The 26,453-nt window shown below is 68.4% G+C and carries 19 protein-coding genes and 2 pseudogenes; 10 read left to right on the forward strand and 11 right to left on the reverse strand.

Annotated elements, in window-relative coordinates; translation table 11 throughout:
- The first annotated feature begins 76 nt into the window (after positions 1 to 76).
- A complete protein-coding gene (locus RCF34_RS07530; protein ID WP_308707622.1) occupies positions 77 to 457 on the forward strand; it encodes a GtrA family protein in 381 nt (126 codons plus the stop codon).
- An 8-nt stretch (positions 458 to 465) separates the two neighbouring features.
- Positions 466 to 1,395 (forward strand): glycosyltransferase family 2 protein, encoded by a 930-nt coding sequence (locus RCF34_RS07535; RefSeq protein ID WP_308707623.1) that lies wholly within the window; start codon positions 466 to 468, stop codon positions 1,393 to 1,395.
- On the opposite strand, the gene zapE is transcribed toward RCF34_RS07535, so the two are convergent.
- Positions 1,392 to 2,492, reverse strand: coding sequence for a cell division protein ZapE (gene zapE / locus RCF34_RS07540; RefSeq protein WP_308707624.1), 1,101 nt, complete (start codon positions 2,490 to 2,492; stop codon positions 1,392 to 1,394). The genes RCF34_RS07535 and zapE overlap by 4 nt on opposite strands.
- 160 nt (positions 2,493 to 2,652) lie before the next feature.
- On the opposite strand from zapE, the gene RCF34_RS07545 reads away from it, so the two are divergent.
- Positions 2,653 to 3,873, forward strand: coding sequence for a pyridoxal phosphate-dependent aminotransferase (locus tag RCF34_RS07545; protein ID WP_308707625.1), 1,221 nt, complete (start codon positions 2,653 to 2,655; stop codon positions 3,871 to 3,873).
- On the opposite strand, the gene RCF34_RS07550 is transcribed toward RCF34_RS07545, so the two are convergent.
- From RCF34_RS07550 to RCF34_RS07560, 3 genes are all read right to left on the reverse strand, one after another.
- Positions 3,874 to 4,656, reverse strand: coding sequence for a hypothetical protein (locus tag RCF34_RS07550; RefSeq protein WP_308707626.1), 783 nt, complete (start codon positions 4,654 to 4,656; stop codon positions 3,874 to 3,876).
- Between the two features lie 328 nt (positions 4,657 to 4,984).
- Positions 4,985 to 6,322, reverse strand: a complete 1,338-nt coding sequence (locus RCF34_RS07555; protein WP_308707627.1) for a sigma-54 dependent transcriptional regulator — start codon at positions 6,320 to 6,322, stop codon at positions 4,985 to 4,987.
- The gene (locus RCF34_RS07560) at positions 6,307 to 7,752 is read right to left on the reverse strand and encodes a HAMP domain-containing sensor histidine kinase (protein WP_308707628.1); all 1,446 of its coding nucleotides are present in this window, start codon (positions 7,750 to 7,752) and stop codon (positions 6,307 to 6,309) included. Before RCF34_RS07560 ends, RCF34_RS07555 begins: the two co-directional genes overlap by 16 nt.
- A gap of 154 nt (positions 7,753 to 7,906) precedes the next feature.
- On the opposite strand from RCF34_RS07560, the gene RCF34_RS07565 reads away from it, so the two are divergent.
- The 3 genes from RCF34_RS07565 to RCF34_RS07575 all read left to right on the forward strand — a co-directional run bounded on the left by RCF34_RS07565 (position 7,907) and on the right by RCF34_RS07575 (position 11,475).
- Complete coding sequence (locus RCF34_RS07565) at positions 7,907 to 8,506, forward strand: LysE family transporter (protein ID WP_308707629.1); 600 nt, start codon at positions 7,907 to 7,909, stop codon at positions 8,504 to 8,506.
- A 17-nt stretch (positions 8,507 to 8,523) separates the two neighbouring features.
- On the forward strand, positions 8,524 to 9,381 hold the full coding sequence (locus RCF34_RS07570; protein WP_308707630.1) for an AraC family transcriptional regulator: 858 nt from the start codon (positions 8,524 to 8,526) through the stop codon (positions 9,379 to 9,381).
- Between the two features lie 120 nt (positions 9,382 to 9,501).
- The gene (locus RCF34_RS07575; protein WP_308707631.1) at positions 9,502 to 11,475 is read left to right on the forward strand and encodes a choline BCCT transporter BetT; all 1,974 of its coding nucleotides are present in this window, start codon (positions 9,502 to 9,504) and stop codon (positions 11,473 to 11,475) included.
- A gap of 194 nt (positions 11,476 to 11,669) precedes the next feature.
- On the opposite strand, the gene RCF34_RS22960 is transcribed toward RCF34_RS07575, so the two are convergent.
- The 3 genes and pseudogenes from RCF34_RS22960 to RCF34_RS07585 all read right to left on the reverse strand — a co-directional run bounded on the left by RCF34_RS22960 (position 11,670) and on the right by RCF34_RS07585 (position 14,617).
- Positions 11,670 to 12,377 carry a methyl-accepting chemotaxis protein gene (locus tag RCF34_RS22960; protein WP_374941175.1) on the reverse strand — a complete coding sequence of 236 codons (708 nt, stop codon included), beginning with the start codon at positions 12,375 to 12,377 and terminating at the stop codon, positions 11,670 to 11,672.
- Between the two features lie 153 nt (positions 12,378 to 12,530).
- Positions 12,531 to 13,670: pseudogene (locus RCF34_RS22965) on the reverse strand (cache domain-containing protein); the annotation flags it as partial.
- A 197-nt stretch (positions 13,671 to 13,867) separates the two neighbouring features.
- Positions 13,868 to 14,617, reverse strand: coding sequence for a carbon-nitrogen hydrolase family protein (locus RCF34_RS07585; RefSeq protein WP_308707633.1), 750 nt, complete (start codon positions 14,615 to 14,617; stop codon positions 13,868 to 13,870).
- Positions 14,618 to 14,887: 270 nt separating this feature from the next.
- On the opposite strand from RCF34_RS07585, the gene RCF34_RS07590 reads away from it, so the two are divergent.
- Entirely contained in the window at positions 14,888 to 15,343 is a 456-nt protein-coding gene (locus RCF34_RS07590; RefSeq protein WP_308708253.1) for an iron-containing alcohol dehydrogenase, read from the forward strand.
- A 344-nt stretch (positions 15,344 to 15,687) separates the two neighbouring features.
- Positions 15,688 to 17,457, forward strand: a complete 1,770-nt coding sequence (gene dld, locus RCF34_RS07595; protein WP_308707634.1) for a D-lactate dehydrogenase — start codon at positions 15,688 to 15,690, stop codon at positions 17,455 to 17,457.
- A 19-nt stretch (positions 17,458 to 17,476) separates the two neighbouring features.
- Here the strand turns inward: dld and RCF34_RS07600 are convergent, their stop codons facing one another.
- The 3 genes from RCF34_RS07600 to RCF34_RS07610 form a co-directional block, all read right to left on the reverse strand.
- Positions 17,477 to 17,770, reverse strand: coding sequence for a hypothetical protein (locus tag RCF34_RS07600; RefSeq protein ID WP_308707635.1), 294 nt, complete (start codon positions 17,768 to 17,770; stop codon positions 17,477 to 17,479).
- Positions 17,771 to 17,945: 175 nt separating this feature from the next.
- Positions 17,946 to 20,225 (reverse strand): beta-glucosidase BglX, encoded by a 2,280-nt coding sequence (bglX, locus tag RCF34_RS07605; RefSeq protein WP_308707636.1) that lies wholly within the window; start codon positions 20,223 to 20,225, stop codon positions 17,946 to 17,948.
- Positions 20,226 to 20,371: 146 nt separating this feature from the next.
- The gene (locus RCF34_RS07610) at positions 20,372 to 21,649 is read right to left on the reverse strand and encodes a glucarate dehydratase family protein (protein ID WP_308707637.1); all 1,278 of its coding nucleotides are present in this window, start codon (positions 21,647 to 21,649) and stop codon (positions 20,372 to 20,374) included.
- Between the two features lie 181 nt (positions 21,650 to 21,830).
- Between RCF34_RS07610 and RCF34_RS07615 the strand changes: the two genes are divergently transcribed.
- Both RCF34_RS07615 and RCF34_RS07620 read left to right on the forward strand, forming a co-directional pair.
- Positions 21,831 to 23,492: a VRR-NUC domain-containing protein gene (locus RCF34_RS07615; RefSeq protein ID WP_308707638.1), complete on the forward strand. Its 1,662-nt coding sequence runs from the start codon at positions 21,831 to 21,833 to the stop codon at positions 23,490 to 23,492.
- Positions 23,489 to 25,762 (forward strand): ATP-dependent DNA helicase, encoded by a 2,274-nt coding sequence (locus RCF34_RS07620; RefSeq protein WP_308707639.1) that lies wholly within the window; start codon positions 23,489 to 23,491, stop codon positions 25,760 to 25,762. Before RCF34_RS07615 ends, RCF34_RS07620 begins: the two co-directional genes overlap by 4 nt.
- Positions 25,763 to 25,972: 210 nt before the next feature.
- Here the strand turns inward: RCF34_RS07620 and RCF34_RS07625 are convergent.
- Positions 25,973 to 26,340 (reverse strand): annotated as a pseudogene (locus tag RCF34_RS07625) (glyoxalase superfamily protein); the annotation flags it as partial.
- Between the last annotated feature and the right edge of the window lie 113 nt (positions 26,341 to 26,453).

Genomic DNA, 26,453 nt, shown 5'->3' on the forward strand with positions numbered 1-26,453 from the left:
CAACGGATGCAACAGGATGTTTCGACACCTCCGGGGTAACGTGCGCCGGTCAATCGCCGCTGCGTCGAGGTCGAGCGTGTCTACATCCGGATCCCTGGCCAAGTCGGCGGCGAGGCCCCTGCGATTCGCCCTGGTCGGTGCTGCGGCCACTGGCGTACACATGGCCGTCGCTGCCCTGCTGTTGGGGGGAAGGAGTTGGCCAGCCTATCTCGCCAACCTGGGTGCCTTCCTGGTGGCTTTCGGCGTTTCCTATCTGGGTCATCGCTATCTGACCTTCGCCCGTGCCGGCTCGCCGTGGCGCTTCCTGCTGGTGGCGCTGGCCGGCTTCGGCCTCAACAACCTGCTGCTGACCGGCTTGCTCGCCTGCGGTGTGCCGGCGCTCTATGCGCTCCTTGCCGCCACCGCCCTGGTGCCGGTGTTCAGCTATCTGCTGTCGTCCCTGTGGGTGTTCCGATGAGCGATGCCGTGAAGCTTTCCCTGGTGGTGCCGGTCTTCAACGAAGAGCTGGCCATCGCGCTTTTTTACCAGGCGGTCTGCCTCCATCCCGAGCTGTCGCGGCACGATCTGGAGCTGTTGTTCGTCGACGATGGCAGCCGCGACGGCAGTGCCCGAGTGCTGGAGCACCTGCAACGAGAAGACCCCCGAGTGGTGGTGCTGCAACTGTCGCGCAATTTCGGCAAGGAGGCGGCGCTGTTCGCCGGCATCGAGCACGCCACGGGCGACGTGGTGGTGCCGCTGGACGTGGATCTGCAGGACCCTTTGGACGTCATCCCGCGATTGCTCGAACAGTGGCAGCAGGGCGCCGACGTGGTGCTGGCCAAGCGCGTCAATCGCAGCAGCGACAGCCCGCTCAAGCGGCTGACCGCCGAGGGCTTCTATCGCCTGCACAACCGTATCGCCCAGACGCCCATCGAAGAGAACGTCGGCGATTTCCGACTGATGAGTCGCGAGGTGGTGGACGCCATCCGCGAATTGCCCGAACGCAACCTGTTCATGAAGGGCATCCTCTCCTGGGTGGGTTTCGACACCCGGGTGGTGGAGTACGAGCGCGCGCCACGCAGTGCCGGCTCGAGCAAGTTCAACGGCTGGAAGCTGTGGAATCTGGCGCTGGAGGGCTTCACCTCCTTCAGCACCGTGCCGCTGCGACTCTGGACCTACCTGGGTGGTTTCGTCGCCCTGGTGTCCCTGGCCTACGCCAGCTATCTGATCTTCGAGAAACTGGCTTTCGGCAACCGGGTACCCGGTTATCCCTCGTTGATGACCGCCATCCTGTTCTTTGGTGGCGTCCAACTGATCGGCATCGGTGTGCTGGGCGAATACATCGGCCGCATCTACATAGAAACCAAGCGGCGACCGCGCTATGTGCTCAAGCGCGGGGCGAAGCGCGACGGCTAATACCGCGCCTGCTGCATCTCCCTGAGCCGACTCAGGGTGCGGCGGAAGGGAAATTCCAGAAAGCCGCGGGTGTACAGCTGATCCAGGGGCACGGCGGCGTCCAGGTAGAGCGGGCGGCGGCGGTCGTAGGCTTCGTCGACCAGGGCGATGAAGCGGCGCACGGCGTCATCCTGGGGCGCCAGGCGGGGCAGTTCGCGATCGCCGGCCAGGACGCGCGTCGCGCCGTCTTCGGTGCCGCGGGCGATCCGGCCCGCGCGCGGATCGCCGGACAGGCAGGGGACGTTGCCCAGCAGCAGGGCGGGGAAGCGGGTGCAGAGATCGATGTAGTCGGTGGTGGCCCAGGCGCCCTGGCAGAGCACGGCGAAATCCAGCCAGATCGCGCTGGAGGCTCGCTGCACCACGGGCAGGGGACGCTCGCCGAGGATCAGGGGCGCGGTCGTCACGGCTTCCCCCGCGGTGAGGCGGGCGAAGGTCGTGGCGAGGGCGGTGGAGTCGTCCACCCAGAAGCGCGGTTCGGCTTGGCCTTCGTGCAGGCGGTGGTCCTGGCCGCCGTCCACTTCCAGCACATCCAGTTGCGCCTGCAGCGCGGCGATGGCGGGCAGCAGGCGCTCGCGATTGAAGCCGCCAGCATAGAGCTGCTCGGGCGGCTGGTTGGCGGTGACCACCAGCACCAGTCCGTGGTCCAGCAGGGCGCGCAGCAGGCCGCCCACCAGGATGGCGTCGCCGATGTCGCTGACGAAGAGTTCGTCGAAGCACAGCACCCGCACCTCGGCAGCGAGTTCCCGGGCCAGCACCTGCAGGGGATCGCGGGTGCCGGCGAGCTGGAACTGACGCTGGTGCACCCAGCGCATGAAGTGATGGAAGTGCTGGCGGCGGGCGGGCACCGGCAGGCTGGCGTGGAACAGATCCAGCAGCCAGGTCTTGCCACGCCCGACCGGGCCCCAGAGATAGAGACCGCGCGCCGGCCGGCCTGCCAGCAGCGCCCCGTGGCAGGCCTCCAGCCGCAGGACAGCGGCCTTCTGGGCGGCATCGGGCAGGCGGTCGCCCTGGGTCAGGGCGCGGTGGTAGGCGGCGAGGGGAGAGAGGGCATTGGGCATGGTCGCCACTCTAGCGCTCGACCTGGCGCCAGACCATGCCCCGACGGAATGACGTGAGTCCTTTATAGCGTTTGAAGGCCGGTGGCTGCGGTTCGATAGTGCGAGACGATCCTTGCCGGACGGTTCCGGCACCTCTCTTCGTCCTGCCTGGAGCCCCGTCATGGCCACCGATTCGACCCTGCACCTCGCCCACTGCCTCGCCTCCGTGGGCGTCTCCGAGATCCTCCAGATCACCGAGCGCGCCAACGCCCTGCGCCGCCAGGGCGCCGATCTGCTGGTGCTGGGTGCGGGCGAGCCGGACTTCGATACCCCAGAGCACATCAAGGAAGCGGCGATCCAGGCCATTCGCGCCGGCCAGACCAAGTACACGGTGCTCGACGGCAGCCCGGCGCTCAAGGAGGCCATCCGCCGCAAGTTCGCGCGGGAGAACGACCTGGTGTTCGCCCAGGACGAGGTGACCGCCTCGGCCGGTGCCAAGCAGGTGATCTTCAACGCCATGATGGCGACCCTGGACGCGGGTGACGAGGTGATCATCCCCGCGCCTTTCTGGGTGACCTATGCCGACATCGTCACGATCCTCGGCGGCACGCCGGTGGTGCTGCCGTGCCGTGAGGAGGATGGCTTCCGTTTGACCGCCGCGGCCCTGGAGGCGGCCATCACCCCGCGCACCCGCTGGGTGATGCTCAACTCGCCGTCCAACCCCTCGGGGGCGGCCTATGGCGAGGAGCACTATCGCCCGCTGCTGGAGGTGCTGCTGCGCCATCCGCAGGTCTGGCTGATGGTCGACGACATGTACGAGCACATCCTCTACGACGGTTTTCGCTTCGTCACCCCGGCGGCGCTCGAGCCGCGGCTGCGCGAGCGGACCCTGACCATCAACGGCGTCTCCAAGGCCTATGCCATGACCGGTTGGCGCCTGGGCTACGCCGGTGGACCGAAGGCGCTGATCCAGGCCATGGCCAGTGTGCAGAGCCAGGTGACCTCCTGCCCCTGCTCGGTCAGCCAGGCCGCGACCATCGCCGCCCTGGATGGGCCGCAGGACATCGTACGCGAGCGCTGCGAGCTGTTCCGCGAGCGGCGGGATCTGGTGGTGGACGCGCTGAACGCGGTGCCGGGCCTATCGGCGCGGCGGCCCGAGGGGGCCTTCTATGTCTACGCCAGTTGCGCGGGGGTATTGGGTCGGCGGACGCCGGGCGGGGAGATGATCGACAGTGATACGGCCTTTGCCCGCTACCTCATGGACGAGGGCGGGGTGGCGGTGGTGCCAGGCTCGGCCTTTGGCCTGGCGCCTTACTTCCGGGTTTCCTACGCCACCTCGCACGAGGTGCTGGAGGAAGCCTGCCGCCGGATCGCCGAAGCGACCCGGCGGCTGCTGGCCTGATCAGCCGGCCGGCGGAGCGGGGGGCGCCGGCGGTTGGGCACCCGGGGCGACCGGCTGGACGCCGGGCGGCGGGGGCGGCGGCAGACGGCCGGGACCGCGGGGTGCCGGCGGGGTGTCCAGGGTCTGCAGCGAGTTGGCGTCGGCGCCCAGGGCGCTGACCCGGAAGGCACGCCCCTGGGCATTGGCCACCAGCTCGCCGCGCACGGCCACGTTCTGACCCGGCTTGAGCAGGGCCTGCAGGCGCAGGGCTTCATGGGGCGGCAGGCGCAGGGCGGTGCCGTCCTGCAGCAGGGCGCCGTTCACGTCGCCACGGGGACCGTGCAGCAGCTGGACGATCTGGCCCTGGAGACTGTCGCCATCGCGTTCGGCGCCAGGTGCCGGGGGTGCCGGCGGACGGCGACCGCCCACGCGATCCGGGCCTTCGTCGGTGACCGTCTTGCCGGTCTGGACGTTGGTCAGGGACACCGCCTGGACCAGCGGCAGGCTGGCGGCGCGCAGGCCAGCGACGTTGATGCTGTCACCCGGCTTGAAGGTGGCGGCCAGTTGCTCGGACAGGTGCGGCGGGGTATTGACCTCGGTGCCGTCGGCCAGGATCAGGCCGTCGATATCGCCGCGGGGATTGAGCAGGAACTGCTTGAGCTGGCCCTGCTGGGTGGGAATCTGGGCGCTGGCAGCGGTGGGGGTGGCGGTGCTGCCGGCGGGTGCGGTCTGTGCCAGGACGAGGCCGCTGACGGACAGCAGGGCGAAGGTCCCGATCACGAGGGTTTGGGTCTTGGTAGGCATGGATGACTCCTGCGGTGGTTGACGATCAGGCTATAGCAGGGCCTGTGCCAACTTCTATTTTATATATAAATCAATAGTTTGCGATTTATAGCGGCCATCCGGGCCAGGCATTGCGTCCGGCTGGCGGACAGGCCTGTCGGCAAAGCGGACAGCCTGAGAGCCTGTTCAAAGTCTGCTGCGCGTCGGCCAAACGACGTTGAAAATGCCCTGGGTCGCCAGCCCGGTCGGAATGCTCGTTTACCACTCGTAAACTCGTTCGCGAGCCCGGTCCGCTTCCTCGGCCATTTTCGCCTTGTTTGTCTCTAGCTCGCGAGACTTTGAATAGGCTCTAAACGGGGCTGTCGTCTGCGCCGACACCCAGACCCAGCCGACTCAGCTTGGTATAGAGCAGCTGGCGATGGATGCCCAGGCGACGGGCCGCTTCGGCGCGATTGCCGCCGCTGCGCTGCAGGGCGCGCTCGATCAGCAGGCGTTCCAGGCGCGCGGTGGCTTCGGCCAGGGTCTCCTCCGGCCAGCTGGCGTCGATGGCTAACTCATCCGGTGCCTCGCCCTGCAGGAAGGCCAGGTCGGCGGCGACGATGCGCTCGCCCTGGGCCAGGGTGGCGGCGCGCTGGATGGCGTTGCGCAGTTCCCGCACGTTGCCGGGCCAGGGATGGCGCAGCAACAGGGCGGCGGCATCGTCCGCCAGCACCCGGCCGCTGGCGGCGAGGAAGTGCTCGGCCAGCGGCAGGATGTCGGCCCGCCGCTCGCGCAGGGCCGGCAGGTGGATGGGCACCACGTGCAGGCGATAGAAGAGGTCCTCGCGGAAGTCGCCGCTGGCGACGCGCTGGGCCAGGTCGCGGTGGGTGGCGGCTACCAGGCGTACGTCCAGCCGTACCGGTGCGCCGCCCACCGGGGTCACCTCGCGTTCCTGCAGGGCGCGCAGGATCTTGGCCTGCATCGGCAGCGGCATGTCGCCGATCTCGTCGAGGAAGAGGGTGCCGCCCTGGGCTTCGCGAAAGGCGCCGAGGCGATTGGCGGTGGCCCCGCTGAAGGCGCCGCGCACATGGCCGAAGAGTTCGCTTTCCAGCAGATCCGGCGGGATGGCCGCGCAGTTGACCGCGACGAAGGGCGCTCCGCGTCTCTTGCCGTGCTCGTGGATGGCGCGGGCCACCAGCTCCTTGCCGGTGCCGGTCTCGCCGGTGACCAGCACCGTGGCCTCGCTGTCCACCAGGCGGCCGATGGTCTTCTGCACCTGGCGCAGGGCGTCGCTGCCACCCACCAGGGTATGGCCCTCGAGCGCGACCGGTGGCGCGCTGGCCGGGCCGCGCTGGGCGGTCATCCCGGCCAGCACCCGGATCAATTCCTCGCGGCCGATGGGCTTGGTGAGGTGGTCGAAGGCGCCCAGGCGCATGGCCTCGATGGTGTTGCCGGCGCTGGCGAAGGCGGTCAGCACCGTGACCGCTGGTGGCTCGGGCAGGGCGCGGATGCGCGCCAGCACCTCCAGGCCATCCAGCCCGGGCATGCGCAGGTCGAGCAGCACGGCGTCCACCGTTTCCTGCGCCAGGCGCTGCAGGCCCGCTTCGCCCCCTTCGGCCTGCAGCACCCGGTAGCCCTGGTCCGCGGCGGTTTCCGCCAGGGCGTCGCGCAGGCCGGCGTCGTCGTCGATGATCAGCAGGGTCGGCATGGCAGCAGGATCTCGAAGCGAGTGGGAGCGGGTTGTTCGGCCAGGCGCGCCTCGCCGCCGTGGGCGCGGGCGGTCTCGCGGACCAGGGCCAGGCCCAGGCCGGTGCCCTCGGGGCGGCCGGTGACGAAGGGTTCGAAGAGCTGGGCGCGCAACTCCGCAGGCGGCCCCTGGCCTGCGTCTTCCACCGCCAGCACCAGCCAGTCGCCACGCCGGCTGGCGTCGAGGCGGATCTCGCTGGCGGCCGGGGCGGCCTGGAGGGCGTTGAGCAGCAGGTTGTCCAGGGCGCGGGCCAGGGCGTCGCGATCGAAATGGCCCTGCTCGACCGCCACCCTGGCGGTCAGGCGGATGCCGCGCTGGGCGGCCTGGTCTTCGTGACCGGCCAGCACCTCGCGGCAAAAGGCCGGCAGCACGATGGCAGTGGGTTGCAGGTGCAGCGGCTGGGTGAGGTCGAGCAGGCGGCGCAGCAGGCTGTCCAGCCGGGTGACCTGCAGCAGGATGGCGTCCAGCGCCTTCTGCTGACGGGCGCTATCGCCGGCCAGGGCGTTCTCGGCCTTGAGGCGCATGGCGGCCAGGGGATTGCGGATCTCGTGGGCGACCCCGGCGGCTACCCGACCGAGGGCGGCCAGTCGTTCACTGGCGTGGACCTGGGTGGTCAGCCGCTGGGCCTCATCCCGGGCCTGGGCCAGGCGCTGCCCGGCCTGGTTGAGCGCCGCCAGCACCCGATCCAGCTCGCGTTCGCCGGTGAGGGCGAGGGTGGGCAGGTCGTGGCTGGCACTGGCCCTCAGATCGCGCTCGACCCGCGCGACATGCCGCGACCACTGCCAGGTGAGCCGGCCGAGCAGCAGGGTAGCGGCGAGCATGGCCAGCAGCAAAAGACCGAGGCCCAGTTTCAGCTGGCGCTGGCCGCTGCCCTCGGCGAAGGTCAGGCGGGTCAGGGTCCAGGCGGCCAGATCGGCAATGGGTCCGGACAGCGGGCAGGCGGCGACCAGCACCGTGGCGCCGTCCGCGCTGAAGCGGTCGCTCAGGCTGCGCGCCTCGACCAGGGTCGCGGCGGAGAGATCGGCCAAATGCTGGCGTTCGGCGGCGGTCAGGGGGAAGGGACTGGCATCGGCCAGGAGCCCCGCCTGCTCCTGCCAGAGGCCCCCGGCCATGCCGCGATAACGCAGCAGGGCGAAACTGGCTACGCCGGCGAGACCGCGCTGCAGGGCCGGATCGGCAAGGCCAGCGGTAGGGCCGGACCAGCCATTGCTGTAGAAAAGATAGCTGCTGGCAATGGCCTGGCAGGCCTGCTCGGCTTCCACCGTGGCCTGGCCGAGCTGGGCGCTTTCCGACTGGCGCAGCAGCAGGATCATCAGCCAGCCGACCCCGACGGCCATGCCGCCGAGCATCAGCAGCAGGGCCATCAGACGACTGCGCAGCGATCCGAACATGGGTTTCTCTTCCAGGCCTTGGCCTGGATAGAGTGCCACACCCCGGCGGAGTTCGAGTGCCAGAGGGCATGGACTCCTCAGCCACAGACGTACAAGCCAGGACCGGGCGCGCTGGCTAGCCTGGGTCTCCTTCTCGAAGCCTGGCAGGTGCCCCTTGGAAATCGTCCTCTATGCCCTGAGCGTCATGTACAGCCCCGGCCCGGTCAACGCCCTGGGGCTGAACGCCGGTCTGCGCGGCCAGGCCCGCCGGGCGCTGGGTTTCTATGCCGGGGTAGGCTGCGCCATGCTGATCCTGTTTCTGGCCCTGGGCTATGCCGGGGCGGTCCTGGTCTCGGGGGCGCTGCTGCCGTGGCTGGCGCTCCTGGGCGGTGGCTATTGCCTGTACCTTGGCTATCGCATCGCCCGGGCCGCGCCGCCGACGGCGGATGCGGAGGAAGCCGCAACGCGGCTGACCTTCGCCCGCGGCCTGCTGATCCAGGGGCTCAATCCCAAGGGCTGGCTGGCGGTGCTGCCCATCGCCACGGTGATGTTTCCGGCGGCCCAGGTAACCGGGGGCAAGATCGCCCTCTGGTCGCTGCCCCTGGCCCTGTCGGCGGGCGGTGCCCCGGCCAGCTACGCCCTGCTCGGGGCGCTGCTCGGGCGCTACCTGGTGCAAGGACGTGGCTTGCGCGGGGTGAATCGGGTGCTGGGCTTGAGTCTGGTCGGCTGCGCCCTGCTGCTGTTCCACGACGCCTGGCGCGGTCTGCTAGGCTGAGCGCCGGAGGAGTCGCCATGAGCACCCAGATCGAATTGCCCGGCGCCACGGATTGGGTACGCCACGCCCCGCTGGATGACCGGCTGGAGTCCATCGAGGCCTTCTTCAGCGGTCATGCCTTCGATCCCCATCGCCATGCCACCTACGCCATCGGCCGTACCCTGGCCGGCGTGCAGAGCTTTTCCTATCGCGGCGCCAGGGCCAGCAGCCTGCCGGGCGAGACCATGGTCTTCCACCCGGATGAGGTCCACGACGGTCGCGCCGGGGCCGCCTGCGGCTTTCGCTATCGGATGCTCTATGTGCCGCCGGCCCTGGTGCAGGACATCCTCGGTGGCCGACCCTTGCCCTTCCACCGTGAGGGCGTTTCCCAGGACCCGCGCCTGGCGCGGGCCACCGATGCGGTGTTCGCCAGCCTCGACGAGCACCCCGATGCCCTGGGGCGCGACGATGCCCTCTATGGCCTGGTCGCCACCCTTGCCGAGGTCTGCCAGGCCTGGCCCAGTCGCGGTCGGGTCGATTTCGCCGCGGCGCTGCGCGCTCGCGAATACCTGGAGGACAACCTCGACCAGGCCGTCACCCTCGGCGACCTCGCCCGCTGCGCTGGCCGTGATCGCTGGAGTCTGACCCGGGACTTCCGCGCCTACTTCGGTACCAGTCCCCATCGCTACCTGACCCTGCGCCGCCTCGACCGGGTACGCCTGCAGGTGCGCCTGGGTCTAGGGCTGGCCGAGGCGGCCGTGGCGGCCGGCTTCTACGACCAGAGTCATATGACGAAACATTTCCGCCAGGCCTTCGGGATGGCGCCGGCGCGCTGGTTTCTTGGGTTGGCCAGACCGCCTGTCGTGTCTGCCACGGATAGTGCACCCGGCCCTTAGCGCCGCCACGATCAGGCGGGTTTCGCCCTGCGGCATGCGCCGTTCAATGAGCGCCGCCAGCGAAACGATCACGGCCGAGGGCAGTCAACCTGTGCGCACTTCATGAACAGGAGCCCTTCTATGACCGGCCAGGGAGAATCCGCCGCTCGTCCCACCTTCAGTCCCCCGGTCTTCTGGACCTCCACGTTGCTGCTGCTGGTGCTGGTGCTCTATGCCAGCCTGTTCCAGGCCAACGCCCAGTGGCTGTTCGCCGCCATCCAGGGCTGGATCATCACCAACCTCAGCTGGTTCTACATCCTCGCCGTGGCCATCATCCTCGGCACCGTGGTGTTTCTCGGCATGAGTCGCTACGGCGATATCAAGCTCGGCCCGGACCACAGCGAACCGGACTACGCCAACACCACCTGGTTCGCCATGCTGTTTTCCGCCGGCATGGGCATCGGCCTGATGTTCTTTGGCGTCGCCGAGCCGGTGATGCACTTTCTCAACCCGCCCTATGCCGATGGCCAGACGGTGGATGCCGCACGCCAGGCCATGCGCATCACCTTCTTCCACTGGGGCCTGCACGCCTGGTCGATCTACGCCATCGTGGCCCTGATCCTGGCCTACTTCAGCTACCGCCACGGCCTGCCGCTGACCCTGAGATCGGCGCTCTATCCGCTGATCGGCGAACGCATCCATGGCCCCATCGGGCATGCCGTGGACATCTTCGCCATCATCGGCACGGTGCTGGGCGTCGCCACCTCCCTGGGTTTCGGCGTGTCGCAGATCAATAGCGGGCTCAACGTGCTGTTCGGCGTGCCGGTGTCCACCCCGGTGCAGATCGGCCTGATCGTCATCACCACGGCGCTGGCCACCCTCTCGGTGGTCTCGGGGCTGGACAAGGGCGTGCGGCGGCTGTCGGAGCTCAACCTGGGCCTGGCGGTACTGCTGATGCTCACCGTGATCATCCTCGGCCCCACCGTGCTGATCCTGCAGACCTTCGTCGAGAACACCGGCGGCTATCTCAGCGAGATCGTCAGCCGCACCCTCAATCTCAACGCCTATCGACCCACCGACTGGATCGGCGGCTGGACGCTGTTCTACTGGGGCTGGTGGCTGGCCTGGTCGCCCTTCGTCGGGCTGTTCATCGCGCGCATCTCGCGCGGCCGGACCATCCGCGAATTCGTCTCCGGCGTGCTGCTGGTGCCGGCCGGCTTCACCCTGCTGTGGATGACGGTGTTCGGCAACACGGCGATCCACATGATCCTCACCGAGGGCATCACCGACCTGGCCGCCGCGGTGTCCCAGGACAGCTCCCTGGCGCTGTTCGCCTTCCTGGAGCACTTCCCCTTCGCCAGCGTGATCTCGCTGATCGCCATCGTCATGGTAGTGGTGTTCTTCGTCACCTCGGCCGATTCCGGCGCCATGGTGGTGGACATGCTGGCCTCCGGCGGCCAGGACCAGACGCCGGTCTGGCAGCGCGTCTTCTGGGGCGCCAGCATGGGCCTGGTGGCCATCGCGCTGCTCCTCGCGGACGGCCTCAAGGCGCTGCAGACCGCCACCATCGCCAGTGCCCTGCCGTTCACCCTCGCCCTGCTGTTCAGCATGCATGGCCTGCTCAAGGCCCTGAAGCTGGACGCGACCAAGCGCGGCCTGCGCCATCAGTCGCTGAGCCTGACGCCGCCCACCACCCGTACGCCGGGCGGCTGGCAGCGCCGCCTGCGCGGCCTGGCGATGTTCCCGCGGCGCAGCCATGTGGTGCGCTTCATCGGCGAGGTGGCCAAGCCGGCCTGCCTGGCGGTGGCCGAGGAATGGCGCAAGCAGGGCTATGTCTGCGGCGTGGAAGACCGCGAGGACGGCGGGGTGCGGCTGTATGTCGGTCCGGCCGAGCAACCTGAGTTCGTCTACCAGGTCAGACCCCACGCCTATGCCATGCCCAGTTTCGTCATGGGCAGCGAGCCGGGCGAGGAGCGCAAGTACTTCCGCGCCCAGGTCTATCTACGCGAAGGCGGCCAGGACCATGACGTCATGGGCTGGTCGCGCGAAGACGTCATCGGCGACATCCTCGACCAGTACGAACGTCATATGCACTTTCTGCATCTGGTGGGCTGAGAACCTGGCCACGATCTGCTGCGCGTCGGCCAAACTGCGTTGAAAATGCCTTCGGAATGCTCATTTACCACTCGTAAACTCCGCTGCTTCAGGCATTTTCGCCTTGTTTGTCTCTAGCTCGCGAGATCGTGAGCAGGTTCTGAAACGAAATAGCCGGGCGCAGTGCCCGGCTATTTCATGTCGCGCAGGTAATGTCACTTCACCCGGAAGCGCCGCACCACCGCGATCAGCTGCTCGTTGGACGATTGCACCGCCGCGGTACTCTCGGCGGTGCGCTGACCGCTGGTGACCAGGTCGTCGACGATATGGCGCACGGCAACCATGTTCTGGTTGATCTCGCCGGCCACCGCGCTCTGTTCCTCCGCGGCTGCGGCGATCTGGGTCGACAGGTCGCTGATGCGCACCACCGAACCGCTCATCTCGTCCAGGCCGTCGGTGACCTCACGGGTCTTCTCGGCGGTGCTCTGGCAACTGGTCTTGGTCACTTCCATGGCCGCGACCGCGGAACTCACGCCCTGCTGCAGCCGGCTGAGCATCTCGTTGATCTCGGCGGTGCTCTGCTGGGTGCGTCCGGCCAGGGCGCGGACCTCGTCGGCCACCACCGCGAAGCCACGCCCCTGCTCGCCGGCCCGGGCCGCCTCGATGGCCGCGTTGAGCGCCAGCAGGTTGGTCTGACCGGCGATCTCGCCGATCACCCCGAGCACGTCGTTGATGCGCTGGGCGTCGCTCTGCATGGCCTGCACCTTGAGGGTGGCGTCCTCCACCTGATCCACCAGGGCCAGGACGCTGGCCGAGGCCTGCTGGACCACCGCGCGGGAACGCTCGGCCTGGCCGTTGGCGGCCTGGGTGAGGGTGGCGGTATCGCTGGCACTGCGGGCCACGGAGTCGGAGGTGGCGCTCATCTCGGTGATGGCGGTCACCGCCTGGTCGGTTTCGCTGGCATGGCGGGCCAGGATGGCACCGTTCTGCTGGGCCTGGCCATGCAGTTGCCTGAGGCCGGTGTCGATGCGGTCGGTGGCGTCGCCCACCTCGCCGATCAGCCGCTGCAGATAGCCGATGAAGCCGTTGACCGCGCCGGCCACCGCATCCACTTCGTCCTTGCCGTGCACCGGGATGCGCCGGGTCAGGTCGGCATCGCCGGCGGACAGGGATTCGATGTTGCGTTGCAGCAGGCCCAGGCGGCCCATCAGCTTGCCGAGCGCCAGCACCATGACGGCCACCAGCAGCAGGACCAGCGGCAGCTGGATCGCCGCCAGGGTCTTGAGGATGCCGGTGTTGGTCGCGGCGATGAGCGAGGTGGGCAGCGCCGTGGCCAGCAGCCAGGGCGTGCCGGCCAGCGGGCGCAGGAAGAAGGTGTGGGGCGTGCCGTGCTCGTCGACATAGGTGTCGCGCACCACGGCCTCGCCCTTGAGCTTGCCGAGGTTCTGCTGGATGGCGGTGACGAAGGGCGAGCGGGCGGCATAGGTCGAGACGTTGTTCAGGATCTGCGAATCGCCGAGTTCGCTGAGGTTGCTGAGGATCTTGCCGTCGGCCTCGACGATCATCATGTCGGTGTCGTCGAGTTCCTTGCGTAGGCTGTCCACCAGGGGATTGAAGAAGCCCAGGGTGAGGTCGATGGTCGATACGCCAAAGGCCTTGCCGTCGCGCTGGATGGCCATGGCGCAGTTGGTGCGCGGCTCGGCGCTGGCGGCGTCCTTGTAGGCGGCGGCCCAGACGCACTGGCCGGCGGGGCCCTTGAGGCCAGCCTGGAACCAGGGTTGCTCCCAGTAGTTGAGCGACTCGGGGGAGTTCCAGTGGGTGTTGACGATCAGCTTGCCGCTGGCATCGCGGTGATAGAAGGTGCTGAACTTGTCGCGACCCTGTTCACGTTGGTTGGGCAGCGGCCAGATGCCGCCGCCGAACACCTTGGCATCGCCATACTGATCCACCAGGCCGGGCAGTACCCGGTCGATGGCGGCGCTGTCCAGCAGCGGTACGGTCTGGGTGATGGAGCGCTGCTGCGCCTGGATCTGGTTGAGTTCGCGATAGATGCGGGTGCCCACCTCGTTGACGCGGGTGAGCACGGCGGATTCACCGGCGGCGACCAGATCCGGGGTCACCCACAGGCGGATGCCGATGACGGTGGCCGCGAGGGTCGCGCCGATGAAGCCGAGGAAGATCAGGGTGTAGCGGGTCCGGATGGTGTTCAAGGCCATGGTGTCGCTCCTGCGGTTACAGCGCCGTTCACGCTGCGAAAGGCATCCTTGGCGGTGTTCTGAACAGGGATGTCAGAGCCTTATCGGCGCCTGATGGGTGACCTTTAGTCGCAGGAAGGGATGGGATATCAATTCGCTAGCGGAGTCGCGACGTGACCTGTTGGCCGCTTTGCAGTCAGCGCGTTTCCCAGCGCGGATCAGGTCGGCAAGGCGCGGACTTCACCCTGCCAGTCGCCCGCCACCCGCCGGACGATCACCAGGCAGGCACCATCCCCCGGCGCCGCCACCGGGCATTGGCCATCGGCCGTCCAGAAGGCGCTGCGACCCACACAGGCATAGCCGCCGGTGGGCGCGCCGTGATTGGCCATGAGCACCGGCATGCCCAGGCGCCGGGCATGGCCGGCCAACCGGGCGCTGTCGGCGGGATAGCCGGTCGGACCGATCACCGCGGAGGCCAGGTAGAGGTCGGCGCCCCAGGCGCGAGCGGCATCGGCATGGGCCGGGTGGTTGCTGTCGGCGCAGATGGCCAGGGCGGCCTTTAGGTCCCGCACCTCCAGCAAGTCCCCGCCATTGCCGGGCACGAAGGGCGGCGCCTCGCCCGGATGCAGGTATTCCTTGGTGTGGACGCGACAGCTGCCATCGGCGCCCAGGATCAGTGCCCCGATCTGCAGCCCCGCCGGACCCTGGACCGGCGCCCCGACCACGGCCGTGAGCCCGGCCACGCGGCAGGCCTCGCGCAGGGGCAGCAGGTGTGCATCGGCACCCTCCAGCGTCAGCGCTGCCGCCAGGGTCGGTTCATAACCGGTCAGGGACAACTCGGGAAACAGCAGGAGCTCTACCCCGGCATCGGCAGCCGCGGCGATGAAGTCCAGATGGGTGCGCAGATTGGCGGCGAGGTCGCCGGCGATCGAAACGGATTGGGCGGCAGCGAGGGTAGGGGTGGGCATCAGGACTCCAGGGGCGTTGAGGCGCCCGGAAAGGGCTGACAAAGGATAGCGTTGCGCTGCCAGAAGGACGTCTCCGTTGCCCTGGCCGCATCCGGGTTGCCTCTGGGTTATACCGCTACCTCTCAGCATTTGGAGCGGTAGCGCCTCGCTATAGTCGGGCCGTCTATCAAGTTCAAGAATAACAGGACGGGTCACGGCGATAATCACTATGTAACGGAGATCCGCTTCGGCGCCGGCCGTGCGGCCGACCTGGGCCACGTCAACGCACGGCTGGGCTTCCAGCGGCCGCTGATCGTCACCGGTCGTGGCGTGGTGGCGGCCGGTCTCATCGATCAGCTGGTGGAGCTGAATCCCCAGGCCGCCTATCCGGTGTTCGACGCCACCCCGGCCAATCCCACCGAGGCAGCCACCCACGAGGGCGTCGCCTGTTTCCGGGACGCGGAATGCGACGGCATCATCGCCGTCGGCGGGCGGGCGCCCATCGACCTGGCCAAGGCCAGCGCCGTGTCCGTGTGCCATCCGGGACCGCTGAAACAGTTCGCCGTCATCGAGGGTGGCCTGACGCGCATCACCGCGGCGACGGTGCCCATCGTGGCCATTCCGACCACGGCCGGCATCGGCAGCGAGGTGGGACGCGGTGCCATCATCATTCTCGATGATGGCCGCAAGGTCGGCATCCTCTCGCCCATGTCATCCCGCGGGTGGCCATCTGCGATCCGCTGCTGACGCTCAGCCTGAGCGTCATCGCGTTGTTCTGGGGTCTGCCCGGGCCTTCCTGCAGGGCGCCGCCGCCGCGGCCGGCATCGCCCTCATCAACTCCTTCGGCAACCTGGGCGGCTGCGCCGGTGGGGCTACTGACCGCCCTGTTCGGTTCGGCGCAAGGGGACTGATGCTGCTCGGGGGTTGCCTGCTGGTGTGCGCAGCGCCGATGCTGTGGGTGACCTGCGCAGTCGACTACCGGGCTGCTGGCCGAATAACCACGCCAGGATAAGCACGCCGCGATAGCCGCGCCTTTCAAGCGGAAGCGACCACCCTTCGCTTCCGCCTTCCTTGCCAGTGAAGAGGACATCATGGATCTGGTCAGCGAGTTGCAAACCATCGTCGGGCGGCGCCATGTCCTGCAGGGCGACGCCGCGACCCGGCGCTTCCGCCTGGGGATCCGCTATGGCGGCGGGGCGGTGCTCGCCGTGGTCCGGCCCGGCAGCCTGCTGGAGATGTGGCGCGTGCTGCAGCGCTGCCACGGCGCCGGGACCATCATCATCTGTCAGGCGGCCAACACCGGCCTGACCGGTGGCTCCACGCCGGTGGCCGAGGGCTACGACCGGCCGGTGGTGCTGATCAACACCCTGCGCCTGACCCGCCTGGCCCTGCTGCGCCAGGGCGAGCAGGTGCTATCCCAGCCGGGTGTGACCCTGAGCCAGCTGGAGACGACGCTGAAACCCCTGGGGCGCGAGCCGCATTCGGTGATCGGCTCGACCTGCATCGGCGCCTCCGTCACCGGTGGCGTCTGCAACAACTCCGGCGGCTCGCTGATCCGCCGCGGACCGGCCTTCACCCAGCTGTCGCTGTTCGCCCGCATCGACGCAGCCGGGCACCTGCAACTGGTCAACCACCTGGGCCTGGAACTGGGCGATACCCCCGAGGACATCCTCACCCGGCTCGACGAGGGCCGCTTCGACGACAGCGCCGTGCAGGACCCGGTCGGCGCCATGGCCTCCGATCGCGAATACGCCCGCCATGTCCGTGACGTGACCTCCGCCACCCCGGCTCGCTACAACGCCGATCCGCGGCGGCTGTACGAGGCCTCGGGCTCGGCGGGCAAGATCGCCGTGTTCGCCCTGCGCCTGGATACCTTTGCCGCCGATCGCAACACCCGGGTGTTCTACATCGGCTCCAACCGGGCCGCCGATCTGGAAGCCATCCGCCGGCACATCCTGGTCAACTTCGCCCAGTTGCCCATTGCCGGCGAATACATGCACCGCACGGCCTATGAGCTCAGTCGTACCTATGGCAAGGACCTGTTCCTGTTCATCCAGCGCTGTGGCGCGCAACGGGTGCCCCAGGCCTTTGCCTGGAAGACCCGCTTCGATGCCCTCAGCGAACGCCTGGGGCTGGGTGCCCAGCTCGGCGATCGCCTGCTGCAACGCCTCGCCGCGCCCTTGCCGGAGCATCTGCCGGCACGCCTCAACGCCTTCGCTGCACGCTTCGAGCATCATCTATTGCTGAAGATGGGCGAAGACGGCATCGATGAGGCCCGCGCCTATCTGCAGTCCTGGCTGCCCAGCGCCGACGCGGATTTCATCGAGTGCGACGCGGAGGAGGGCAACGCCGCCTTCCTCAATCGCTTCGCGGTCGGCAATGCCATGAATCGCTACCGGGCGGTGCACCGGGACAGCGTGGAAGACATCCTCGCCCTGGACATCGCCCTGCCGCGCAACACCCAGGACTGGTTCGAGACCCTGCCGCCGGAGCTGGCGGAGCAGATCGAGGTGACCATGTATTGCGGGCACTTCTTCTGCCATGTGCTGCACCAGGAATACCTGGTTAAGAAGGGCCGGGACTGCGCCGCGCTCAAGGAGCGGCTGCTGTCCTTGCTGGACGCCCGGGGTGCCCGCTATCCCGCCGAGCACAATGTCGGCCACCTCTACGCCGCGGCGCCCGAACTGGAGCGGCACTATCGCCAGCTCGATCCGACCAACGCCTTCAATCCGGGCATCGGGCAGCTGACGCGGCGCTATCGTTGGCAGGCCGACTGTTGCGCCGAGCACTCCGGCGACGCCATCGCCGCAGCGGCTGCCGTTGCCAGAGCGGAGCCTGCGGAGAAGAGCCACACGCCCTGACCGCTGCTCCTGAGCGTGCTCAGTCGTCCTGCTGGAGCGCGTAGAGCGATTCCACCAGCAGCGCGAACGTCGGGTTCTGCTGGGCGCTGCGCCGCGAGGCCAGCTCAGGGGGTTCGCTATGGGACCGGAGCTGCAGTGGCAGGCGAATGACCAGGCCATGCTGGCAGACGTAGTCCGCCACCTCGACCGACACCCGGGCCACCAGCCGTGGATCGCGGCTGAGCCGCGAAAGGGTGGTCAGCGCCGAGGTGGTCTCGACCAGATGCAGTGGGAGGGCCGCTGCGCGCTGCTCGTCTATTTCGGCGGCAGCCATGTGCCGGCGATGCTCTTCACGATGGGCTGTGCCCTGGTATCCATCTACGTGGTCTCCCGGGCACGCGACCGCAGTGGCGAGGCGCTCGACGACTAGCCGACGCATCTCCAGAGCCAGGTAGGCTGGGCATAAGCCAAGCCCAACAGGCCAGACTCAAGGCGCCACTCCCCACCCCTTACAGCAGCGTGAAACTCCCCTCGCGCACCCGCTCCGAATCCAGGCCGACCATCACCTTGAACTCGCCCGGCTCCGAGACCAGCTTGAGGGCGTTATTGTAGAAGCGCAGGTCCGCCTCGGTGATGGGGAAGTCCAGCTCGCGGCTTTCGCCCGGTTGCAGCATTACCTTCTGGAAGCCCTTGAGCTCCTTGACCGGGCGCGCCAGGGAGGCGGTGACGTCGTGCAGATAGAGCTGCACCACGGTGGCACCGGCGCGGTTGCCGGTGTTCTTGACCGTGACCTTGGCGGTCAGGGTATCGCCCTTCTTCAGGGTGGCGCTGGACAGCTGCGGTGCCGAGACGTCGAAGGTGGTGTAGCTCAGGCCGTAGCCGAAGGGGTAGAGCGGGCCGTTGACGATGTCGAAGTAGCGCGAGGTGTACTTGTTCGGCTTGGCCGCATCGAAGGGGCGGCCGCTGCTCAGGTGGTTGTAGTACAGCGGCACCTGGCCCACTTCACGAGGAAAGGTCATGGTCAGCTTGCCGGAGGGGTTGTGGTCGCCGAACAGCACATCGGCCACGGCGTTGCCGCCTTCGGTGCCCGGGAACCAGGCTTCCAGCAGCGCACTGGCCTGCTCCTGTTCCCATTCCAGCGCCAGCGGGCGGCCGTTCATCAGCACCAGCACCAGCGGCTTGCCGGTGGCCTTGAGCGCCTTGATCAGTTCGCGCTGGGTGTCGGGCACGCTGATGCGGGCGCGGCTGGAAGCCTCGTGGGCCATGCCCTGGGATTCGCCGACCACGGCCACCACCACCTCGGCCTGGCGCGCGGTGGCCACGGCCTCGGCGATCAGTTCGCTGGCACTGCGCGGATCCACCGCGACCGCCGGTTCGTAGGCGTTGAGGTAGGCCAGCACATCGCGGTCGTCCAGCAGGTTGGCGCCCTTGGCATAGAGCACCTTGCCCTGACCGGCCACGGCGTTTTCCAGGCCGCGGCGGATGGAGACGGCCTGGGCGGCCACGCCGGCGGCGGACCAGTTGCCCATGACGTCGCGCGGACTGTCGGCCAATGGGCCGATCACCGCCAGGGTGGCGCCCTTGCGCAGCGGCAGCACGGCCTTCTCGTTCTTCAGCAGCACCAGGCTCTCGCGGGCCACCTGGCGCGCCTCGGCGCGGTGCAGCCGCGATTCGGCGTTGGTGTCCGCCGGGTCCTGGCCCTTGAGGCGACGGTAGGGATCGTCGAACAGGCCCAGGCGGTACTTGGTCAGCAGCATGTCGCGCACCGCCTGGTCGACCTCGGCCTGGGTCACCTTGCCGGCGGCCAGCAGCGCGGGCAGCTGCTTGCCATAGACGTCGTCGTGCATGTTCAGCTCGACGCCGGCCTTGAGCGCCTGCTCGGCGGCGTCGCGGGTGTCCTTGGCCACCCCGTGCAGCACCAGTTCGTTGATGGCGCCGTGGTCGCTGATCAAGAGGCCCCTGTAGTTCCAGTCCTTGCGCAAGAGGTCCTGCAACAGCCAGCGATTGGCCGTGGCCGGGACGCCGTTGATGCTGTTCAGCGCCACCATCACCGCGCCGGCACCGGCCTCGGCGGCGGCGCGATAGGGCGGCAGGTAGTCCTGCATGAGCCGCTGCGGACTCATGTCGACGTTGCTGTAGTCGCGGCCGGCTTCCACGGCGCCGTAGCCGCCGAAGTGCTTGATGCTGGCCATGAGGCTGTCGGGGGCACGCAGGTCGTCGCCCTGGTAGGCGTGCACCAGGGTGGCGCCGATGCGCGAGGTCAGCCAGGTGTCTTCGCCGAAGGTTTCCGAGGCACGGCCCCAGCGTGGTTCGCGGGTGACGTCGACGGTGGGGGAAAAGGTCAGGTCGAGGCCGTCGGCTGCCGCCTCGATGGCGGAGATGCGCGCGCTGGTGGCGATGGCGTCGAGATTCCAGGTGCTGGCCAGGCCCAGGTTGATGGGGAAGATGGTGCGCATGCCGTGGATGACGTCATAGGCGTAGAACAGCGGGATCTTCAGCCGGCTGTGCCCGACCTCGTCCTGCATCTGGCGGATGTCGGGACGGGTCACGGTGTTGAACATGGCGCCCACCTTGCCGGCGCGGATGTCCGCCATGATGGCTTCCTTGGGGTAGTCCGGTCCCACGCTCACCAGGTTGAGCTGGCCGATCTTCTCCTCCAGGGTCATCTTCGCCAGCAGGGTGTCGACGTAGGCGCGAGCCGGATCCTGGTCCTGCGCCGGGGCGAGGGTGGCGCTGACCGCCAGTCCCAGGCCGAGCGTGAGTGCGGTGAGGCGTGGTGCGTTCAACATCTTCCCCAATTCCCTGTGCGTACTTTCTCGTTGTTCTTGGGCACCCTTGTGCCGAGGGGATTGTACAGCCGGGAAGCCGGGATGCGGAGCCGTTGACGGCCGGCGGGAGAGCCGGTCGTCAGCGGCGTGGAGGAGGGGACGAAGACCTAGAAACGCGGCTTGCGGGTTTCCCAGTCCGGCTGGTACTTGCGCATCTGGCGCACGTCGTCGCGGCTGCGGATGTCGATGGCGAGGAACTGCTCGTGCAGCTTGGCGAGCTGGTCCTGGTCCAGCTCCACGCCCAGGCCGGGCGTATCGGTGATCGCCACGCAGCCATTGCGGATCGGCAGCTTGCCGCCCTGGATGACTTCCTCGTCCTCTTCCTGCCAGGGGTAGTGGGTGTCGCAGGCATAGGCCAGGTTGGGCACCGCGGCCGCCACGTGGGTCATGGCCATGAGGCTGATGCCCAGGTGCGAGTTGGAGTGCATGGAGACACCCAGGCCAAAGGTGTCGCACATCCGCGCGAGGATCTGGGTGTCCCGGAGACCGCCCCAGTAGTGGTGGTCGGCGAGCACGATCTGCACGCTGTTCTGGGCCACGCTGCGACGGAACTCGTCGAAGTCGGTGACCACCATGTTGGTGGCCAGGGGAATGCCGGTGCGTCGGTGCAGTTCGGCCATGCCGTCGAGGCCCGGGGTCGGGTCCTCGTAGTACTGCAGGTCGCCCGCCAGTACCTCGGCGATGCGCAGGGACGTTTCCAGCGACCAGTTGCCGTTGGGGTCGATGCGCAGCGGCGCCGCGGGAAAGGCCTGGCGCAGCGCCTTGATGCAGGCCGCCTCGTGATCCGGACCGAGCAGGGTGCCGGCCTTGAGCTTGATGCTCTGGAAGCCGTTCTCCTCGATCATCCGCGCCGCCTGGGCCACCACCTGCTCCGGGCTGATGGCCTCGCCCCAGCGATCGGGCCGGTAGGGCGCGTCGATGTGCTCGGCGTACTTGAGGAACAGGTAGGCGCTGAAGGGCACCTCGCGGCGCACCGCACCGCCGAGCAGTTCGACCAGGGGAATGCCCAGTGAGCGCGCCTGCAGATCGAGGAAGGCCACCTCGAAGGCGGAATAGGCATTGGCCACCTGCTTGCTCGGATGGGAGCCGGGCGCCAGCTCGGCGCCGGCCACCACGCCACCGGCGAGGCTGGCGACGGTCGTCACCACCCGCGCGCGCAGGCCATTGAGGTCCCAGGCGGACAGGCCGACCAGGCTGCTTTCCATGGCCTTGAGTACCGCCAGCACCGGGGCGTCGCCATAGCTCTCGCCAAGGCCGATGTGGCCATTGTCGCCTTCCACCTCGATGATGGATCTCAGCGCATAGGGTTCGTGGATGCCGCTGGCGTTGAGCAGCGGGGCATCGCGAAAGGCGATGGGGGTGACTGTGATCCGTTTGATCTTCACGCTCAGACTCCTGGACTTGTCATTGTGGCGGTCTTTGTCAGTCATCGTATGACTAGCGGTCCGGATCTTCAACCGAAAGAAGTGCCATGACCCGCCGGCATGACCGCATATCGCATCGGGGTTGCCCGCTCCGGTCGGGGCTGGATAAATAGCCAGCCGCCACCCTGTTCGCCCGTTTCGCATGAAAGCTCCGCTCGAAGATCCCCTCTACTATCTGCACAACTTCCAGCGGGTACTGGACTGGGTCGCCCTGCGCTATCCCGACCTGCTCGACGACCGCGAGCAGGGTTTCATCGCCGCCTTCGCCGACCTGCCGCTGCCCTCGCGGGCATTGCTGGTGCGCCTGGTGATGCGCAAGGGCGAGGTGTTCCGCGCCAGCAAGCTGGTCTACAGCGAGATCGGCTGCCCGCGTGCCGCCGCCTTGCCGCTGGTGGACCTTGGCTGGCTGCTTTCCGATCCCGAACTGCACCTGATCGAACTCTTCGCCCTGCTGCGCAAGGAAGAACTGCTCGGCTGTTTCGGCAGCCGTCTGCCCAAGGCTGGACGCAAGGAAGACTGGCTGGCGCGGCTGGAGGCCGAGCAAGCCAAGCCCCTGGCCTTCAGCGGCTGGGCCGGAACCGTGCCTGAGTTGCTCGAAGAGGGTGTCTGGCGGCTGACGCTGATGGAGCTCTGCGACCGCCTGCGCCTGCTGTTCTTTGGCAACCTGCACCAGGACTGGACCGACTTCGTGCTGGCCGACCTGGGCATCTTCCAGTACGAGACGGTGGCCTTCAGCGCCGAATCCCGCGCCTTCGGTCAGCGCCAGGAGGTGGACGCCTATCTGCACATCCAGCGCTGTCGCCAGGCGCTGCGCGATGGTCTGCCGGCCGCGGAGCTGCTACCGCTGTTGCCCGCCGAGCGCTTCGCCAACACCTGGCTGGAATTGCGTCGGGGCAAGCTGCTCCACGAACTGGCGCAGCACCACGAGCGTCTCGGCGAACTGGCCCAGGCGCAGGCGCTCTATGCCGCCTCGGCGCATCCCGAGTCGCGTATCCGGGCCTTGCGCATGCTCGAACGCCTGGAGGACTGGGCCGCCGCCCAGGCGCTGGCGGAAGCCATCGCCGCCGCGCCGGCCCATGACGCCGAGCGCCAGCAGGTGGCGCGCATCCTGCCGCGGCTGGTGCGCAAGCAGGGTGGGCCGCCCAACAAACGCCGTACGGCCAGCCCGGTGGAGCGGCTCGATTTCGAGCTGGTCAACGACGGGCTGCGCCGAGTCGAGTGGCTGGTACGCGAGCACCTGGGTCGCGACGAGGCGCCGGTGCACTACGTGGAAAACACCCTGCTCACCAGCCTGTTCGGGCTGCTGTGCTGGGATGCCATCTTCCTGGCCATCCCCGGTGCCTTCTTCCACCCCTACCAGCGCGAACCAGCCGACCTGCGCCTGCCGGGCTTTCGCGAGCGGCGGGCCGAGGCCTTCGCCGCCTGCCTGGCGCGACTGGACGACGGCTCCTATCCGGCGGTGATCCGCGAGCGCTTCGCCGGCAAGCGCGGCCTGGCCTCGCCTTTCGTCGCCTGGGGCATCTTGAGCAGCGAATTGCTCGACCAGGCCCTGGCCTGCCTGCCGGCGCGGCACCTGCGGCTGTGCTTCGAACGGTTGCTGGAGGATCCGGAAAACAACCGCACCGGCTTGCCCGACCTGATCCAGTTCTGGCCGGCGGAAGGCCGCTACCGGATGATCGAGGTCAAGGGCCCGGGCGACCGCCTGCAGGACAACCAGCGCCGCTGGCTGGACTTCTTCGCCGCCCATGGCCTCCCGGTCAGCGTCTGCCACGTGCAGTGGCGGGTGGCCGCGACCTCCGCATGAGCTATCGCATCGCCGTTCGCGCCCTCTGCGAATTCACCGCCAAGACCGGCGATCTGGATCTCAGGTTCACCCCGTCGCCCACCGCCCTAGAAGGCATCGAGGGTCACCAGCGGGTGGCCGCCCGGCGCGGCCCCGGCTATGAGCGCGAGGTCAGCCTGCAGGGCGACTTCGAGGACCTGCAGGTGCGCGGTCGCGCCGATGGCTTCGACGCCGTGGCCCAGCGTCTGGAAGAGATCAAGACCCACAGGGGCAGCCTGGAACGCCAGCCGGGCAATCACCGCCACCTGCACTGGGCCCAGGCCAAGGTCTATGGCCATCTGCTCTGCCAGACCCGCGAGCTGTCGGAGCTGACCCTGGCACTGGTCTATTTCGACATCGGCACGGGTGCCGAGACCGTCTTCACCGAGCGGTGGACGGCCGCGGACCTGGCCGCGCATTTCGAACTCCAGTGTTCGCGCTTTCTCGCCTGGGCGCGCCAGGAGCTGGCCCATCGCGCCACGCGGGACACGGCGCTGGCGACCCTGGCCTTTCCGCATCCCGACTTTCGTCACGGCCAGCGGCCCCTGGCGGAAGCCGTCTACAAGGCCGCCAGCGTCGGCTGTTGCCTGCTGGCCCAGGCGCCCACCGGCATCGGCAAGACGGTGGGCACCCTGTTCCCACTGCTCAAGGCCATGCCGCGGCAAAGCCTGGACCGGCTGTTCTTTCTCGCCGCCAAGACCCCTGGCCGCGCCCTGGCCCTGCATGGCCTGGAGTCCCTGGCCGCGCCGGTGCGGGTGCTGGAGCTGGTGGCGCGGGACAAGGCCTGCGAGCACCCGGAGCTGGCCTGTCATGGCGAGTCCTGTCCGCTGGCCCGTGGCTTCTATGACCGACTGCCGGCTGCCCGCGCCGCCGCCCTGGCCGAACCCACACAGCTGACCCGGGCGCGGGTACGGGAGACGGCCTTGGTGCATGACGTCTGTCCCTATTACCTGGCCCAGGAACTGGCGCGCTGGAGCGACGTGGTGGTGGGCGACTACAACTACTACTTCGACGGCAGCGCCATGCTCCATGCCCTGGCCCAGACCCAGGAATGGCGGGTCGGAGTGCTGGTGGACGAAGCCCACAACCTGCTCGACCGCGCCCGCGGCATGTACAGCGCCAGCCTCGATCAGCGCCGCCTGGCGGCCGGCAAGGCGGTGGCACCCCCGACCATCGCCAAGGGCCTGCAGGCGCTCAATCGCGAATGGAATCGCCTGCACAAGGAGCAGCAGGTCGACTATCAGGTGCAAGCGGAATTGCCCGCCGCGTTCCTGACCGCCCTGCAATGGGTGGTGGGTCTGCTCACCGAGCACTTCGGCGAATCCGGCCAGCCACCGGCGCCGGAGCTGCAGACGCTGTTCTTCGACCTGCTGCAGTTCATGCGCCTGGGCGAGACCTTCGGCGATCATTCGCTGTTCGACGTCACCCTGCTCAAGGGCCGTGGCAAGGCGCAGTCGCAACTCAACCTGCGCAACCTGGTGCCGGCGCCCTTCGTTGGTCCGCGGCTGGCGGCGGCCCACAGCTGCACCCTGTTCTCGGCCACCCTGATCCCCCAGCATTTCCACCGCGACCTGCTCGGGGTCCCGGCCGGCAGTGCCTGGGTCGACGTCGCCTCGCCCTTCGCCGCCGAGCAGCTGGAAGTGCGCCTGGTGCGGCTCTCCACCCGCTATGCCGACCGCGCCGCCTCCCGCGCGCCCATCGCCGCCCTGATCGCCAGTCGCTATCGCCAGCGACCGGGCAACTACCTGGCCTTCTTCAGCAGCTTCGACTACCTCGACCAGGTCGCCGAGGCCCTCGCCGAGCGGGCGCCCGACGTGCCCCAGTGGCGCCAGTCCCGCGGCATGGACGAAGCTGCCCGCCAGGCCTTTCTCGAGCGCTTCCAGGCCGACGGCCGCGGCATCGGTTTCGCGGTGCTCGGCGGCAGCTTCGGCGAGGGCATCGACCTGCCCGGCGATCGGCTGATCGGCGCCTTCGTCGCCACCCTGGGCCTGCCCCAGCTCAATCCGGTCAACGAACAGCTGCGCCAGCGCCTGCAGCGGCGCTTCGGCGACGGCTATCGCTACGCCTACCTCTATCCGGGCCTGCAAAAGGTCATCCAGGCCGCCGGCCGGGTGATCCGCACCGTGCAGGATCGCGGCTGCCTCTACCTCATCGACGACCGATTCACCCAGCCCGAGGTCAGGGCACTGCTGCCGACCTGGTGGCGGGTGGAGGAGGGCGCGGTGCCTCTGCCAGAGCCCCTGCCAGCCTGAGGCCGTTGGGCTGCGCTGCGCTCAACCACACCTACGAAGGAGACGGTGACCTTGGGCGGTGCCTTTCCCTCACCCCCTCTCTCTTCGAGGGAGAGGGGGTAGAGCGGTCCCGAGCGTAGTCAGGTGTAGGGTGTCCCGTAGGTTGGGTTGAGACAGCTCCACCGTCGAAGCCCAACGAAGCGAGTCCACACCGTGCCAACCCGCCGCCTCGTCCTCGCAAAACCTCAATCTGTTGCCGAAGGGATCGGCGATCTCCATCACCAGGCCCCAGGGCAATGCCTCGATGCCCGGGCGGGCGAAGCCATGGTCCTTGGCCAGCAACTCGGCCTGGAAGGCGCGGAGACCGGTGAGGCGGACGAACAGGGTCGCGCCGGGGCAGGCATCGCCATGGTGGCCGGAGAGGTGCAGGCGCAGGCCGGCGCGCTCGACTCCGGCGTACAGCGGCAGCCCCGGCTCGAAGCGGTGCTCCCAGACCAGGCGGAAACCAGGAAGTCGCAGTAGAATTCGCGCGCCTTCTCGTCATCGAAGATGCGCAGGATGGGGCTGGGTTGCCCGAAGGCGATGGCGGCATCGACCATGAGGGTCTCCACGGAAGTGCCAAGGGATATCGGTGATGCGCTTTCCAGGATGCCCGGCAACCTGAATTGTGATCCGGAAAGCTTTGGTAACCCCTCTGGCAGGCCAGAGCGTG

It is taken from the genome of Pseudomonas sp. 102515 (assembly GCF_031085165.1).
Taxonomy (GTDB): domain Bacteria; phylum Pseudomonadota; class Gammaproteobacteria; order Pseudomonadales; family Pseudomonadaceae; genus Chryseomonas.

What these genes read in the sequence shown, in the direction of transcription:
- zapE (WP_308707624.1), bottom strand. Translation starts at nt 2,492, where the DNA reads ATGCCCAATGCCCTCTCTCCCCTCGCCGCCTACCACCGCGCCCTGACC.
- RCF34_RS07545 (WP_308707625.1), top strand. Translation starts at nt 2,653, where the DNA reads ATGGCCACCGATTCGACCCTGCACCTCGCCCACTGCCTCGCCTCCGTG.
- RCF34_RS07550 (WP_308707626.1), bottom strand. Translation starts at nt 4,656, where the DNA reads ATGCCTACCAAGACCCAAACCCTCGTGATCGGGACCTTCGCCCTGCTG.
- RCF34_RS07555 (WP_308707627.1), bottom strand. Translation starts at nt 6,322, where the DNA reads ATGCCGACCCTGCTGATCATCGACGACGACGCCGGCCTGCGCGACGCC.
- RCF34_RS07560 (WP_308707628.1), bottom strand. Translation starts at nt 7,752, where the DNA reads ATGTTCGGATCGCTGCGCAGTCGTCTGATGGCCCTGCTGCTGATGCTC.
- RCF34_RS07570 (WP_308707630.1), top strand. Translation starts at nt 8,524, where the DNA reads ATGAGCACCCAGATCGAATTGCCCGGCGCCACGGATTGGGTACGCCAC.
- RCF34_RS07575 (WP_308707631.1), top strand. Translation starts at nt 9,502, where the DNA reads ATGACCGGCCAGGGAGAATCCGCCGCTCGTCCCACCTTCAGTCCCCCG.
- RCF34_RS22960 (WP_374941175.1), bottom strand. Translation starts at nt 12,377, where the DNA reads ATGAGCGCCACCTCCGACTCCGTGGCCCGCAGTGCCAGCGATACCGCC.
- RCF34_RS07585 (WP_308707633.1), bottom strand. Translation starts at nt 14,617, where the DNA reads ATGCCCACCCCTACCCTCGCTGCCGCCCAATCCGTTTCGATCGCCGGC.
- dld (WP_308707634.1), top strand. Translation starts at nt 15,688, where the DNA reads ATGGATCTGGTCAGCGAGTTGCAAACCATCGTCGGGCGGCGCCATGTC.
- RCF34_RS07600 (WP_308707635.1), bottom strand. Translation starts at nt 17,770, where the DNA reads ATGGCTGCCGCCGAAATAGACGAGCAGCGCGCAGCGGCCCTCCCACTG.
- bglX (WP_308707636.1), bottom strand. Translation starts at nt 20,225, where the DNA reads ATGTTGAACGCACCACGCCTCACCGCACTCACGCTCGGCCTGGGACTG.
- RCF34_RS07615 (WP_308707638.1), top strand. Translation starts at nt 21,831, where the DNA reads ATGAAAGCTCCGCTCGAAGATCCCCTCTACTATCTGCACAACTTCCAG.
- RCF34_RS07620 (WP_308707639.1), top strand. Translation starts at nt 23,489, where the DNA reads ATGAGCTATCGCATCGCCGTTCGCGCCCTCTGCGAATTCACCGCCAAG.